At 53.1% G+C, this 13,947-nt stretch carries 12 protein-coding genes; 4 read left to right on the top strand and 8 right to left on the bottom strand.

The features are described 5' to 3' along the window. The coding region (locus IEX04_RS17825; RefSeq protein WP_229677235.1) for a hypothetical protein at window positions 1-212 on the top strand (212 nt) is incomplete at its 5' end. Window positions 213-277: 65 nt separating this feature from the next. Here IEX04_RS17825 and IEX04_RS18935 read toward each other — a convergent pair. The 5 genes from IEX04_RS18935 to IEX04_RS17800 form a co-directional block, all read right to left on the bottom strand. Next, window positions 278-601 carry a hypothetical protein gene (locus IEX04_RS18935; protein ID WP_188687416.1) on the bottom strand — a complete coding sequence of 108 codons (324 nt, stop codon included), beginning with the start codon at window positions 599-601 and terminating at the stop codon, window positions 278-280. Between the two features lie 244 nt (window positions 602-845). Next, a complete protein-coding gene (locus IEX04_RS17815; RefSeq protein ID WP_176484317.1) occupies window positions 846-1,265 on the bottom strand; it encodes a hypothetical protein in 420 nt (139 codons plus the stop codon). After that, window positions 1,214-1,549 (bottom strand): PadR family transcriptional regulator, encoded by a 336-nt coding sequence (locus IEX04_RS19190; protein WP_096289243.1) that lies wholly within the window; start codon window positions 1,547-1,549, stop codon window positions 1,214-1,216. Before IEX04_RS19190 ends, IEX04_RS17815 begins: the two co-directional genes overlap by 52 nt. Before the next feature lie 780 nt (window positions 1,550-2,329). Then, window positions 2,330-2,590 (bottom strand): type II toxin-antitoxin system RelE family toxin, encoded by a 261-nt coding sequence (locus tag IEX04_RS17805; protein ID WP_188687415.1) that lies wholly within the window; start codon window positions 2,588-2,590, stop codon window positions 2,330-2,332. Then, window positions 2,587-2,850, bottom strand: a complete 264-nt coding sequence (locus tag IEX04_RS17800) for a type II toxin-antitoxin system Phd/YefM family antitoxin (protein ID WP_188687414.1) — start codon at window positions 2,848-2,850, stop codon at window positions 2,587-2,589. Before IEX04_RS17800 ends, IEX04_RS17805 begins: the two co-directional genes overlap by 4 nt. A gap of 241 nt (window positions 2,851-3,091) precedes the next feature. Between IEX04_RS17800 and IEX04_RS17795 the strand changes: the two genes are divergently transcribed. Both IEX04_RS17795 and IEX04_RS17790 read left to right on the top strand, forming a co-directional pair. Beyond that, on the top strand, window positions 3,092-3,658 hold the full coding sequence (locus IEX04_RS17795) for a recombinase family protein (RefSeq protein ID WP_188687413.1): 567 nt from the start codon (window positions 3,092-3,094) through the stop codon (window positions 3,656-3,658). 135 nt (window positions 3,659-3,793) lie between these two features. Further along, a complete protein-coding gene (locus IEX04_RS17790) occupies window positions 3,794-5,101 on the top strand; it encodes an AlbA family DNA-binding domain-containing protein (protein ID WP_188687412.1) in 1,308 nt (435 codons plus the stop codon). A gap of 69 nt (window positions 5,102-5,170) precedes the next feature. On the opposite strand, the gene IEX04_RS17785 is transcribed toward IEX04_RS17790, so the two are convergent. Both IEX04_RS17785 and IEX04_RS17780 read right to left on the bottom strand, forming a co-directional pair. Further along, complete coding sequence (locus IEX04_RS17785; RefSeq protein WP_188687411.1) at window positions 5,171-6,838, bottom strand: UvrD-helicase domain-containing protein; 1,668 nt, start codon at window positions 6,836-6,838, stop codon at window positions 5,171-5,173. Further along, entirely contained in the window at window positions 6,835-8,553 is a 1,719-nt protein-coding gene (locus IEX04_RS17780) for an ATP-dependent nuclease (protein ID WP_229677234.1), read from the bottom strand. The genes IEX04_RS17785 and IEX04_RS17780 overlap by 4 nt, the downstream gene beginning before the upstream one ends. An 882-nt stretch (window positions 8,554-9,435) precedes the next feature. Here IEX04_RS17780 and IEX04_RS17775 point away from each other — a divergent pair. Continuing rightward, window positions 9,436-13,128 carry a YobI family P-loop NTPase gene (locus tag IEX04_RS17775; protein WP_188687410.1) on the top strand — a complete coding sequence of 1,231 codons (3,693 nt, stop codon included), beginning with the start codon at window positions 9,436-9,438 and terminating at the stop codon, window positions 13,126-13,128. 174 nt (window positions 13,129-13,302) lie between these two features. On the opposite strand, the gene IEX04_RS17770 is transcribed toward IEX04_RS17775, so the two are convergent. After that, window positions 13,303-13,917, bottom strand: coding sequence for a recombinase family protein (locus IEX04_RS17770; RefSeq protein WP_188687409.1), 615 nt, complete (start codon window positions 13,915-13,917; stop codon window positions 13,303-13,305). Window positions 13,918-13,947 lie beyond the last annotated feature (30 nt).

Raw genomic sequence — 13,947 nt, 5'->3', positions numbered from 1 at the left:
CCGTCAAAGCAGGCATGCAAGTACTCAAACGAACCAACGTCAAATGGTACAACGCCATCAAAGCCCAACTCGGCAAAGGGCGGACCGCCTTCGCAAACTGGTGGAACACGACAGTTCCAGGTCCAATCAAAACGATCGTCTACGGCGCCACGGGCGGGGTCGGAATCAATGCACTCTACGACGCTCTTTTATGGGTGCTCGGGTTCAACTAAGCGCTCTCCAGCTACAAGTTGAAGACCAAAAGGCTTGCACCATAGGTGAAACAAATCAGATCCGTTTATGTCAAAGTTAGATAGGGAGAACCATCAATGAAAAAGATGACTAAATCGCTGGTGTCAATTTCGATCGTCAGTGCAATGACTTTGGGTGGTGCAGCCGGAGCACACGCAGCAGCACCAGCAGTAACCGCACCCGCCACATCCGCAACTACCCTGACAAGCGTTTCCTCGACCCAAAGCACCACATTGTCGGGAACCGCATCAACCGGCAAGCTCACTTCGACCGAACGCAAAAGCGTCGCCGGAAACGCATCCACCCAGACCAACGTCGCTGCTCCAGCAGCCGTACCAATCGCGATACGCCTAGCCGTCAAAGCAGGCATGCAAGTACTCAAACGAACCAACGTCAAATGGTACAACGCCATCAGGTCCCAACTGAATAAGGGACGCACGGTATTCGTTAACTGGTGGAATACTTCGGTACCAGCGAACGTAAAAAACGTCCTTTACGTGACGACAGGTGGATTGAGCGGCAACGCTCTCTATGATGCATTGCTTTGGGTATTTGGTTTTTAGCCATCAAACAAAAGGCTCGACTTCCTAGAAAATCAGGAAGTCGAGCCTTTGTTACTTGCCTGAGCGTAAATATCTGATGAACTCAATACCAATACCGAGGACCACAGCCCCGAGACTAAATAGCAAACTAAAGTTCCAATACGGCTCAAACGCCATCCACTCAGCTTCCTTGGCCAGACGAAGGACTAGCCATATCAGGACAGCCAACACGACCCCGGAAATAATGAAACCAGCCTTGGAACGAACTTTTGCATCAGGCATCAAAGCATTGGCGTATTCCTCCGGCTCTCCGAATTCTTCAACGAGCTGGTCCTCCTTCGAGCCATAACTTTGCAGACTCAAAAGCGCATCCTGGACCACTTCCGGAGAAGCACCCAAAGATCGCAAAGCTGCTTTCAAACGCGTTTCATAGTCAAGCATCATTTTCCCCTTTTGCTGATCATCGATAAACTCCGCGATATGTCTTGCCAAGCATTCTCCGCGCCTGACAACTCATTCCGACCTTCATCTGTTAGCCGAAGCATCTTTTTTGCCGGACCATGTGACGTCGTATCCCAGTAATGTTCAAGAAGCCCATCATCTTCAAAGCGACGAAGGATCGGATACATTACTCCACCTTTGACATGCCCAAACCCATACTCCTTGAGCCGCACTATTAATTCGTAGCCATGTATATCTTCGTTAGAGATTACGGCTAGCGCTGCATAAGGGAGCGCGCTTCTCGCAAAGTCATTCCTCCATTGCCTGATTCCCATATCTACATTGTATATCTCACTAGATAGAATTTCTAGCTACAAATTATTTGCATGTAGACGCTCCGCCCGATGCGCCCGATGCGCCCGACTTACTAAACTAGCCTCGTCCGAGGGCACAAGCCATCGACTACATAGCTAAGGTCTTGAAGTACTTTACTCGCAACGTTTTTCGGGCTGATATTCGACATCAGTGTGGCAGCTGTGGCCTCCTCGCTGAGAGCATCGGCCAGCCGTTAAACCAGCCGATTCACCATTTATTTCAGATGGAACCAGACTGATGCCCTTAGCGGGGCAAGAAACCCGCAGCCGCCAATGCAGGAAAGCATGTCATCCATCAGAGTTGGCCCAACTAAGAGCATCCTGATCAGAAAAAGGCGCTGTAATCCCGGGAATCGCGGCAAATCCTCATCAAACAGACGACCATGGACCGGTCGAGGGTGACTACTGGAGGTGTTCCAAGAGCCTGATTTTTAGAACAAAAGAGGCATCATGCAAACATGATTCACACGACGTACTAATTACAGGACGCAGACGTTCCAGTAGCAGATAATCGTATGATGTTCGCGTAGTCCTTGATCGCTGAGCTTGTGGAGAAAAGAGGCACGGTGGCTCCTGGCCAATTGTCCAGACATCATCTGGATGATTGGTTAGGTACAACTAGTGATACAAAATCGAGAAGCTCGGACTACAAAACAAAATCAGACAAAGTGTCAATGACGCTCATTTTGGGCACACTCACTACTGCACGACAGACGCGCTAGCTGTAAATTCAGACTACGGCTACTTGGAGACTTCGCGACGATGAGCCACTCGCACTACCGTCACCACGAGAACGTCGTCAATCACCTCATAGAGTACGCGGTAATCACCAATCCGAATCCGCCACGCGTTGGTTTCACCTACCAGTTTCTTGCATCCCCTAGGACGAGGGTCCCTCGCCAGATCAGCAATACCAGACAAAATGCGCCGCCGTACGCCCGGGTCTAGCTTCTTCAGATCTTTAGCGGCTGCGGTGGTAAATTCGACGCGGTAAGAACTCACGCGTCGAGCTCAGCGCGCAGTTCACTGAGGCTAATACGCTCACCGTCATCGACCCACTTTGCTGCTCGATAATCGGCGACGTCCCGGAGCATCTCCAGCTGCTCCAATAGCTCAAAGTCTTCAGGTCCGATGAGGACTGCAGCAGGCTTTCCATTCTTCGTGATCTGCACACGCTCATGCCCATAGCTAGCACGGCTAACTGCATCAGCGAGACCATCGCGAAGAGCGCGAATCGTGACAGAGGAGGTAATCGAGTTCATGCAACCACAATACCACTTGTGTACACAATATACATAGTGGATATTTTTAATCGAAATCTCGAGCGCAGACTACGTGGGTCAAAAACGGTCGTTTTTGACACACTCGAAATTCAACTTCGCAAAATTTTCCCAGCAGTTGAAAATTCAACAGATTTTACAGGTCTTTTCATCGCAAAACACAGTGTCAGAAACTATGCGTCGAAATATCTGACATTTCACGAGTATTGATACATTTAGAGTCATGGGACATCTCCTCGCATACGCCAGAATCTCCACCACGGATCAAGACGCACAACTTCAACTCGATGCACTCAGTGCAGCAGGCTGCTATCGGATCTTCACCGACACCGCATCCGGCGCGCTCGAGTCACGCCCCGAGCTCGATAAGCTCCTGGACCAGGTCCGACCCGGCGACACTCTGGTGGTCTGGCGCCTGGACCGTCTCGGACGCTCAATCAGGCATCTGATTAACCATATGGACGCGTTGCAGCAACGAGGGATCGAATTCAAATCCCTGCAGGAGAGCATTGATACCAGTTCCTCCGGTGGACGGCTCGTGTTCAACATCTTCGCGTCCCTCGCTGAGTTCGAACGCGACCTCATTCGCGAACGCACCAATGCCGGGCTACAAGCAGCTCGTGCCCGCGGCCGCACTGGAGGCCGCCCAGCATCTCTATCCCCCGATAAACTGCGCACTGCCAAAAGGCTCTATGAGCAACGAGATATGACAGTGACTCAAATTGGTGAGGTTCTTGGCGTCAGCCGTAGCACCGTTTACCGCGCGTTGAACAAACAAAGCAAAAAATAAAGAACGAACTCGTACACACGTAACTGTCGGACGATTTACTCGAGGTTGCTCAGGCTTAACACCGAACTCACGGTTTAGACTGCTCAATATAAATCTATAAGGATCACTTCGTTCTATACGGGTTAAGCTGAGAATATGCCTTGGACACCCCTACATGCCGCACTTGGCGATATTGGAAGCACACTAGATTTTTCGCTGATTCAACGCGCGGTTGACGAAGGCATTGAAGAAAACTCAAATCTTGATTGGAAATCTGTACCACCTCTTACAGCGACAGATGCTGCGGGTCGTCAAGCACAAGGAATCGAACTCGCCAAAGACATTGCAGCACTGGCCAATTCAGGTGGGGGGATGATTGTCTATGGCGTGCAAGAACAGGACGGTGATACCTCTGCGGCTGGACTTATTAAAACATTCAAATCATTCGGTGAAACCGATCTCAGGAATATACGCCAAGTAGCCAACAACCTAATTTATCCTCCTGTCACCGGTTTAGACCTGATGTTCCTTACTGCTGAGGGAAATTCCGATGAAGGGGTGCTCGTCGCGTTAATTTCCCCAAGCGCTGATAGCCCGCACTTGCTGTACCAAAAGGGAAATCATGAGTGGTTTCAAGCGCCATGGCGAGATGGGTCGAACACCAGACGAATGGCAGAACGACAGTTGGCGGACGCCTATAGGCAAAGAGAACAGCGTCGCCAACGTCAAGAACAAGACTTTGCGAAGATCTATTCTGACACGGTCAAGAGCGTTGGGGGCACTAATCCAGGTATCGGACCTACGTGGATCATAGGCGTCGCGGTCCCCTTACAACCGCGACTAGATGAACGCAGGCTAAACGCAATAAGCGCCAGACGTTTCCTCCATGCCAGTCATCAATATTTCAAGCAAAAAGGTTTCTCACCTCTGTCCGAATTACTGGAAAATGATACTCGGGTTGGTCTGCGGAAATTTATTTTTGCTTCTTCTCGCACTAGCGGACCGGGTAAGATACAAGCTCGCATTGAACTTCATGGAAATGGTTCTTTTGCCCTCGCTTTCACGCGCGACGGGGTGTTCGGACAAAACATCAGAGAAGTCGGGCAGGTGCCTGTAGATGATCTCTTGGCCATGGCGAAAGATATTATTGCTTTAATACTCCAGTCAGTCGATTCAGGTTCAATCTCTAGTGACTACATGGTGAAAGCCGGTGTAGAGCCACACACGGAAATTTTCCGCCATCCAGATCCGTCACTTCCAAATCATTACCAGCCCTTTGACGAACGGCACCGAGTGAAAAACCACGAACCTGTTCAGGCTGTGATGGTCACTCGCTATGGGAGAGAACAACTCCTAGAAAGCGCAGCTGAATTCGTCACGGATTTAATGATGCAAATCGGGTCCTGGGTTCAAGTCACCGCAGGCCAGCTAGAACATGAAATTAGAATGAATGAAGATTACTAATTATGGATTGGTGCACATTGCAACTCACATGGGATTCGAGACACCTAGGTTACGTGACAGTAAATATTCTCAACTTGATTGTTCCGGCATCCTAGCGACATGTTCGAGCAATCCGACTTGATCAGTAATTAGCCCGATTCTTAATTCGTTAGCCCAGGTACTTACTCTCGTCGAGTATGGTTGACCCTTCTTCGAGATCAGTGAATCTGCTCGACTGAGTATTACGCCGTGTCTAGCTCGGGAGAGCATCACCAGGAGGACGCGGTGTTCTTCTGCGATCTCGGATTGTTTTTTCGCCAAGAAGCTGGGCACATGGCCTTGTTCGAAACCGGGGATGAAAACCCAATCAAATTGTTGCCCTTTCCCAGTGTGTGCATTGAGCAGATGAACGCCCGGTCGGATGGCGGTGTCGCCTTGATCGAGGATGCGAAATTGCATAAGAGCAGCCTGAATTGATCCGGCATCAGTGGCCAGTTTTTCGAGATGATCCAAAGCCTCCGCCACGTCAGCAGCAGTGTCCAAGTCAGTGGCATCTATCCGGGCGAGTACTTCGGTCTTAAGGACAGCAAGGTCTGGGTTTCCGCCAAGCCGCGTCGTAGCGTCATTGATGAGTTCGATGATGCCCGCATCATCGACAGCGAGGTCCCACCGTGTGCTGGGCAGTGAGGACTCCGCAAATACGGCGTCAATAGGTTTACGTCGCCAGGCTGCTCGACAGATGATTCCAATTGTGGCGCTGGGTTGCTTCTTAAGAATGTGACCCGACGCCCGTTCAATGAACGCGGCTTCTTCTGCCCCCGTTGAGAATTTAGCTCCGACAGTAATGCCTTCTTCGAACCAGGCGTTGGGATCTTTCGGTTGGAGAGCCTGACCACCAAGCCCGACAGAGACCAAGTTCAGCAGTCCGAGGACTCTGGGTGAAGATCGATAGGAGACACCGAGATCGACAGGCTCGCCACAGATCTTGCGCAGTCGTCTCTCCACATCGATTGGTCGGGCACCTGTCCAGCTATAGATGCCTTGGAGCGGGTCCCCCACGAAAGTGCGACTTTGCTCGCAACTGCGAATTGCCAGATCAAGTTGCTGTGGAGAGAGATCTTGAAATTCATCCACCAACATGGCGCCGTAGTGCTTGCGATAAAGCGACGCAATTTCCGGCACACGGATCAGCCTCTGGGCATGTCTGAGTAGATCATCGTAGTAGATCGTCCCTGATTCTTGCCGCGCCGACTCTATCTCGGCCGACTGGGTAATTCCATGGGCGGCAAGGGCTTCAAGTACTTGGCAGTCGCTATTAGGGCGCTGCTTTGCATTACGGAGGTCTTCTTCGATTCGTCTGTTTAGATCACCAGCAACATTCTCTGAAAGCCCGTCGAGCAAGGGGGCGATTGCGTCGGATTGTGTTCGCTTATCTGGCATATTAAATTGCGGATCAATGCCGAGCGTTCTTCCATGTGCCCTGACGATCTCCGCTGCGTGGCCATGGAAATTGTGAATACTGACATATTTTCGAGTGCGTTCAACTCCAAGAACACTAACAAGCCGACCAGTGAGGTTGGACTTGGCTTTGTTCGAGAAAGTCAGGGCAAGAATTTTCTGGTTCGGGCTAAGTCTGGGGATCAATAGCGCTGCCCGTCGAGCAAGCAACTCTGTCTTACCGCAACCGGGCGGGGCGATGACCAGAAGGTTCTGTGCGTCATATTTCACGGCTTCGCCATAGTCGGGAATTTCTATCATGATTCGCTCGCGACTGTTTCGAGTCGGGTAAGAAGTGCTGCTACGCTCTCGAGCTTCAAGGCTTCATCGGCAGTGAGCAACTTTGAAACGGCCAGAGCAGCAGGCACTTTCCGATTTCCTGATTTCGAACTCGAGCGACAAAACTTGGCCAGAGCTGATATATCCACCTCGGGAATACTGCCCGCTGCGCACGAAGAGAGAATCGCTGACTGATCCGCGACGTGTGCATCGATGAGCATTTCAGAGACCCGATCTGCGCCCAGTGAGCGACAGTATTCGTCTTCGAGATCAACCTTGGAGATGAAGACGGTGGTGCCAATGACATTCTTGGGTCTGCCACCGACAGCCCCGACCCAGCGGGGGCTTTCGGCCTCGTCGACCAGGCCTAGCACGTGAACGTTGAAGCCGTGCGGACCGAGCAACTTGTAGACCGTAGGGAAGTTCTCCGCGCCCCCTAGTTCAAAGACCATCGCACCGATCCGATCTAGTGATATTCCGCGTGCTTGGGCGGCTGCCTCAACGATCAGGCGGTCAGCTATGCCCTCTACAACAATTGCAAAGCGCGCCGTGAGAGCTTCCAGCATGCGTGGCGACCACCAGTGAGCTTGTGTACGCTCTTCAATGGAAAACGTCGTCGGATCGATTTGATGGCACGCGCCGTCCGGGCTGACGGCAACCACTTGTGCAGGATCAAACTTTTGCACGATATAAGGCGAGTGTGTAACCAGGATTTTTTGGTTCACCTGTTTGGTAAGCAGCTCAGCTACAGTACGTTGGCTGGACGGATGCAGATGTAGTTCAGGCTCGTCAATCGCGATTACATTCGCTGCACCCTGGGCGAGATCAAATAGTGTCATTGATATCAGCTGACGGATGCCATCGGATTGTTCCGATAGCGGTGCAAATTCTCCTTCTCGTTTGAAGTACATGGACACGTTCTCGAGAACTGATTTGCTGGGGTCTGCGGAGGTACGGATCGACAGTTGATCTGTTTCTACTTCTTTCGGCATCGAACTCGAGAGGTGTTGTGCCATGCCCTTTCTCAGCTGGGTGAGGGCGGAACTGTCGCTAAGTTTGTCATTGAATGACTCAAGTAACGTGCTGAAAGTAGCTTTTTCATCACCGAGCTCGGACTCGACTGCGCGTAGAAGTATCTGGACGGCACCATCACGACCATCGAGATTATTGACTGACGAGGACCGCACGGCGGGAAGGTAGCGCCATCCGAACGCTACGATCTGTTCTCTGGTAGGAGATCTCACCTCGCCACGCCCCGGGCACCATCTTGAGATGAGGACAGACTCGATGTCTTCCGGATCGATCTGGACTTCGAGTCGAACATCGAGTGACTCTGAGCGGTCGACGGGATCGATGTCAATCTCCCGGTGAAAAAGAATACGCTCGGCATCCGTGAAGGAGCTGAAGGTGGCGGAGACAATGAGTGGCCTGTCCGGCTGCTGCAGGTCGTCGTTAGAAAGATTCTGGTAAAGCTGCGCGGTACTTCCCAAAAGGAGATTGAGGAGCCGCAGGAGGGAAGTCTTTCCGACGTCATTAGCGCCGACAATGACTAGGTGGCCCCGAACTGAGAGTTTTAAATCACCTAAACGTGCATAGTTCTCGACGCGGATGTTAGTCAAACGCACAGCGGCCCTCTTCCGCGATGCCTGGCGCGACAACGCTGTTGAATGAATGGCGAAACCGATGGATTCGGTCACATACCCATGATGTCAGTGCGACAAGACAGAAAAGATCAACTGTTCACGTGTCCTTGGATTTCTTCCACCCATACTGGAATGCGTCGCAAAAGTTATAGGTTGCAAGACGTCTCATCGAGCATCACTCCCCCGATAGAAATTCCTTGAAAACTCAACGGTCCGAAAGCTCTGCAACTATGTGTTGCAAGTAGTGTCATAGAAACATTTCAACGACATTGATTGCGAGACACCTTTCAAGGATTCCATGACCTAGCTGATCTGTCGTTTTCAGAAGTCATCTGCACAAATTTCAGTGCCCGGCCGGACAGCCGTGGTGAGTCCGTAAGCGGAAAGTGAAGCGGCTAAGATTTTAGGTGCAGTCACCTTGCTTGCCGTGGCCTTTGCAGGGCTGGCGGCGCTGCTCACCCCGTCGCCTTGTTGATGTTTGCGCCGATTCTGCTTTTGTTGTGTTCCTGATGTGGTGGCAGTGAAGAAAAATTGTTCAGCTGCGATACAGATACCTCGGCATCTATTGCAGCTACATTCTGTCCTTCATTGTTTCTGCCATTTCAATCTCGATGTCCCTATACGGAGCGACCTGCGCGTCCAATCAACGGTCAGATGTGAGACGAGGCTTGACTAACTGCGGAGCAGCTAGTCCTCCGCGCGCTACGCGTTGATTAGCGTAAGCAAATACCCTTGCATCACTTCACCTCTAGAGCACAGATTTGACCACCTTTCGGCGGGAGCGTCGGCGCATGCCGAAAATTTAGACCTTCACGCAAACGCACTGCGCAACGTCCGAAGGGTCCTGCTTCGCACTTGCACTGACTTAGTTGAGATAATACTTGTAGCTGGAGCCGATCACACGGCTATGTGCATAGTTGATGGAGCAGAGTAGACGTGGAACCGACGCAATCACCCGAGCATCATAAAGTTGCCGATCTTCATCCCTTGGTTCCGGAGTATCAGCCGGAAAAGCACGCCGTGTACTTCGAAGCGATCGAGAACGCGCTCGGATGGACGGGGGAGAGGGCCGTGCGGAACATCGCACTTACTGGTAGCTACGGCGTCGGTAAGAGCAGCATCTTGCGGCAGGTCGCAACCGACCCCGATCGGAAGGTGATTCAGGTGTCGCTCTCAACGCTCGGCTTTGGAACCGAAGGTTTCACGGCGAGGGCGGCGGAGGCGCCAAGGCAGAGTGACGACGAGGCCGTAAATCCGTTGCGCGAAACGAAGACAAACCAGATCCAGAAAGAAATCGTAAAGCAGCTACTTTATACACAGGCACCGGAGAAGATGCCTGGCTCACGCTATCGCCGGATTTCGGCGTTCAACCCGCTGAGTGAGGCTCTATTCTCGCTCGTCGCGGGGGTACCGGTTGCGCTTATATTTTTTCTCCTCGGTTGGACCCCGAAGCTCGCCGCACTGTTCACCGTCCCCACAGATTGGGCGATAGCGGCAAACGCCGGCATGGCTCTGCTATCAGCGGCGTTCGTCTTTGCCGTCCGGCATACGACGCATAACAAGATACGTATAGATAGCATATCCGCGGGGGCTGCGACTATATCCTTGTCTCCCTCTTCGGACACATACTTCGACGAATATCTCGATGAGATCGTCTATTTCTTCGAGGTAGTAAATGCGGACATTGTAATCTTCGAAGACATCGACCGATTCGAGGATGCGCACATCTTCGAGACGCTTCGGGAGCTCAACACCATCCTGAACGCAGCGAAGCAGCTCGACGGTCGTGTCATCCGCTTCTTGTATGCGATCAAGGACAGCATCTTCGAAGAACTCGGTACCCGAGCGGCTCGCGAGTCGGCCGCCCAACCAGATGCACCCGATGAACCAGCCACCGACGCAGCAATGCTCGAAGTGGCGCGCGCGAATCGCACGAAGTTCTTCGACCTTGTGATTCCAGTCGTTCCGTTCGTCACGCACCAGAGTGCACGCGAGCTCATGGCAGGGGAACTCTCCGATCTCACGCACTCGGTCTCCGAGGGCCTCATCGATCTGGTCGCCCAGCACGTCGCCGACATGCGCCTCATCAAGAACATCCGCAATGAATTCGTAATTTTCCAGGAGCAGGTGATCCGAAAATCATCGCTTGAGCTCGATGACGACCGCCTGTTCGCAATGGTGCTCTACAAGAGCACTCACCTCTCCGACTTCGAGCGTATCAAGCTCGGTACAAGCAACCTCGATACCTTATACCGTGAGAGCCGCCAGTTGGTGCGGGACCATACCGCGCGGCTCAATGCCGAAGTAGCAGTCCTGCGGCGCAGGCTCCGGAACGTGAACAACCAGGCGGCACGGAGTAAGAAGGTCGGCGACGCGATTGGAGCCTACATCGATCTGATCCTCGGCCACATAGGCTATTCGGTCAAGGAGATCCGTTATGCCGGCACGCGGATCTCTTCAGACGATATGCGGACTATGTCTTTCTGGCAGAAGTACGCCGCGGGGAACGCCAACCTCTCATTCACCTATTACGACCCCTACCGGCGCAGCACCCTGGCGTCAGATCTTCCACGTGCAGAACTGGAACGTGCGACCGGTGAATCGCTGGATCCGTCGATTTGGGAGTCCTCGGCACGCAGTGACATCGATGCTCAAATCGCCGCAGCACGCCAAGACATCGCGTTCCTCAGCAAGGCGGACGAGCGCGATCTCATGGCTCGACCGGACCTCCAGACGAAACATAACACAGGTACCGCAGTGTCGTTGGCTGAGCGCGCTACCTCGCTCCTCGGATCGAAGCTGGCTGTCGAGCTGTTCGCTCAGGGATATGTCGACCGCTACTTCACTCTGTACACGTCCACCTTCGTGGGTGACCGAGTCAACGCCAACGCGATGAACTTCATCCTGAAGAATGTCGACACGGGCTCCATGGACTTCTACTTTCCGCTAACTACCGAGGAAGCAAAAGCCGTGCTGCACGAGCGCCCAAGGCTCGCGGTGCGGGAGAAGTCTGCCTACAACTTCGATTTTGTGGACTATCTGCTCAAAGACAATGAGGCCGACGCTGAGATAGTGGTGACTAATCTGTGCAAGTACGGTGACGACGAGAAGCAATTCCTGCAGGCATACCTATCGAGCGAGCGTGACGTCGTTCCGCTAGTGTGCCTACTAACCGGTGGCTGGGCCGAGGTGCTCGTCGTCTTGGTGACGGAACTCGATCTGGAAGACGACTTGCGCCTACAGGTAGTGGACGCCGCACTCACCGGCCTTAAATCCGGCCTCAACTACAGCGTTAGCGATGAAGTGTCGCGCTATCTCAAGGATTATCACGCGTCTCTGAAGGTTTTCATCGATCCGCAGGGGGCAGCTAGCGCCGAGCATGTCGCGAAAGTCGTCGAAGCAGCCGACTTCTTTGTCCCAGACCTCGCTCCCCTCTGCGATTCGGTCCAACGGGCGATCATTGCTATCGGGCGGTTCGAAGTGACGCGCGACAACCTGCTGAAGGCGATCGCTCCGTCCACTGACTTATCGCTCAACGCACTACAAAAGTCCTCGGAGCACGTTTACCAGAGGGCTATTTCGGACCTAGAGCGCTATCTTGCCCTGCTTACTGAGGCTGAGCAAACAGTCACAGACACCGAGGCGTTCGTGTCGATAATTGAGGATATCGATCAAGTCGATCGTGGGTCTCTCGCCGCCGTAGTGGGGCGATCGGCCAATGAATGCTGCGTGCCCAACCTAATCGGTGTCGCCCCGGGTGCCTGGCCGGCACTCGCATCTCACGCACGTTTCCCGTCGGAGTTTGGCAACATTGCGGCCTATGCCGATCAATACGGCATCGACGGCGACCTTGCCGTTATCCTCGCTTCCAAATCGATCGTAGTTGTCGGCGATGTTGATGAAGCCGAGAAGCTCGAACTTGCTTCGAAGCTGGTCCACAGCGCCGATTGTTTGCCCTCTGCCGAGCTGCGCGCATCGCTTCTTAAAAGTCTGCAGCTCCAGAGTTATTTGCCTGCCTCCTCAGTTCCAGCCGAGCATGGAGAATGGATCGGTCGGCTCATCGAGAATAAGGTCATTAAAGACGACGCTGAGAGCTTCGCGTTGATCGCCAGTGACGACTGGCAAGGGCTCGAGTATGCGATCGGGGTGTCGAAATCCGTCGCTTCGTTTATCAGCCCCGAGATCCTCGTGCCGTCGGCACTGACGCGGTTCCTCGCCAGCGGCAAAGTTCCTGATGTCCTCAAAAGGAGTGTCGTGGAACGATTCTCTGAGTTCTCTAAGGGGGTGGGAAGGGATGCGCTCCAAGCACTCGCTTCTTACGCCGTCAAGCACAGCGTGAAGATTTCTTGGAATGACGTTTTACAGGCAGCATCTGCACAAATCGACCCTACACTCACGCTGAGCCTGGTGCAGCGGTTCCTCGGCCAAGCCAGCCTCGAGCATCTCAAACCGATCCTCGAGGCGCTCGGCGGGGACTATCCAGCGCTCGGCGCCCCAAACGGAAAGCGTCGCCGCTTCGCGAACACGGAAGTGAACAAGGCGCTTCTCGAACGACTCAAAGATTTGGGCACTGTCTTCAGGATCACTCCAGATGGAAACGAACTCAAGGTCAATATGAAGAGGCGTTAGCGCGAGGACGGTCGACAGTCAGCACATAGCTCCCTATCAGTTGATAATTTGATGTTTTCTGAATTTCAATGAAATTCGGCCGTGCCGTAGCCCCTCTGGCAAAACGTCTGTTGCCAGTGCATGAAACGGAAAGCTAGTAAGGGCATAGTTGGCGGATTAGACGAAGGGGCATGTCTAGTGCGACTTCAGGAGTTTCGTGCCATCTGGTCGTAACTCGCCGGTCGGTGAAACATGGCGATAGAGAGTCTGGCGGGTGATACCGAGCTCTTCGCACAGCACCCCAACTTTCGTTTCCTTATGCCCCATGGCAGCCATCGCCAACCGGACCTTGGCAGGAGTCATCTTGTACGGCCGGCCACCCTTATGGCCACGAGCGCGTGCCGAAGCCAATCCGGCCTTAGTACGCTCTGAGATCAGCTCGCGCTCGAATTCTGCCAGGGCGGCGAAGATCCCGAAGACGAGCTTGCCCGAAGCAGTCGTCGTATCAATAGCAGCGCCTTCACCAGTGAGGACTTTGAGTCCTATCCCCCGCTCGGTCAGATCATGCACTGTGTTCACCAGATGACGCAGATCTCGACCTAACCGATCCAACTTCCACACCAGCAACGTGTCACCAGAGCGCATCCCCTTTATACAGGCAGCGAGTTGAGGGCGGTCATCTTTACGCCCTGAAGCCTGATCCTCGTAAAGATTCTGCTCTTCAACCCCGGCACTCAAAAGAGCATCTCGTTGGAGATCCGTGCTTTGCGATCCGTCAGCTTTCGATACTCGCATGTAGCCGATCAGCATAGATTCAACCTCTTGTCATTTATACGGTCG

Origin of the sequence: Glutamicibacter ardleyensis, assembly GCF_014644555.1 — a bacterium.
Classification (GTDB): domain Bacteria; phylum Actinomycetota; class Actinomycetes; order Actinomycetales; family Micrococcaceae; genus Glutamicibacter; species Glutamicibacter bergerei.
Note: the sequence above shows the minus strand (reverse complement) of the source record. Positions and strands in the feature narration are given on the sequence as shown.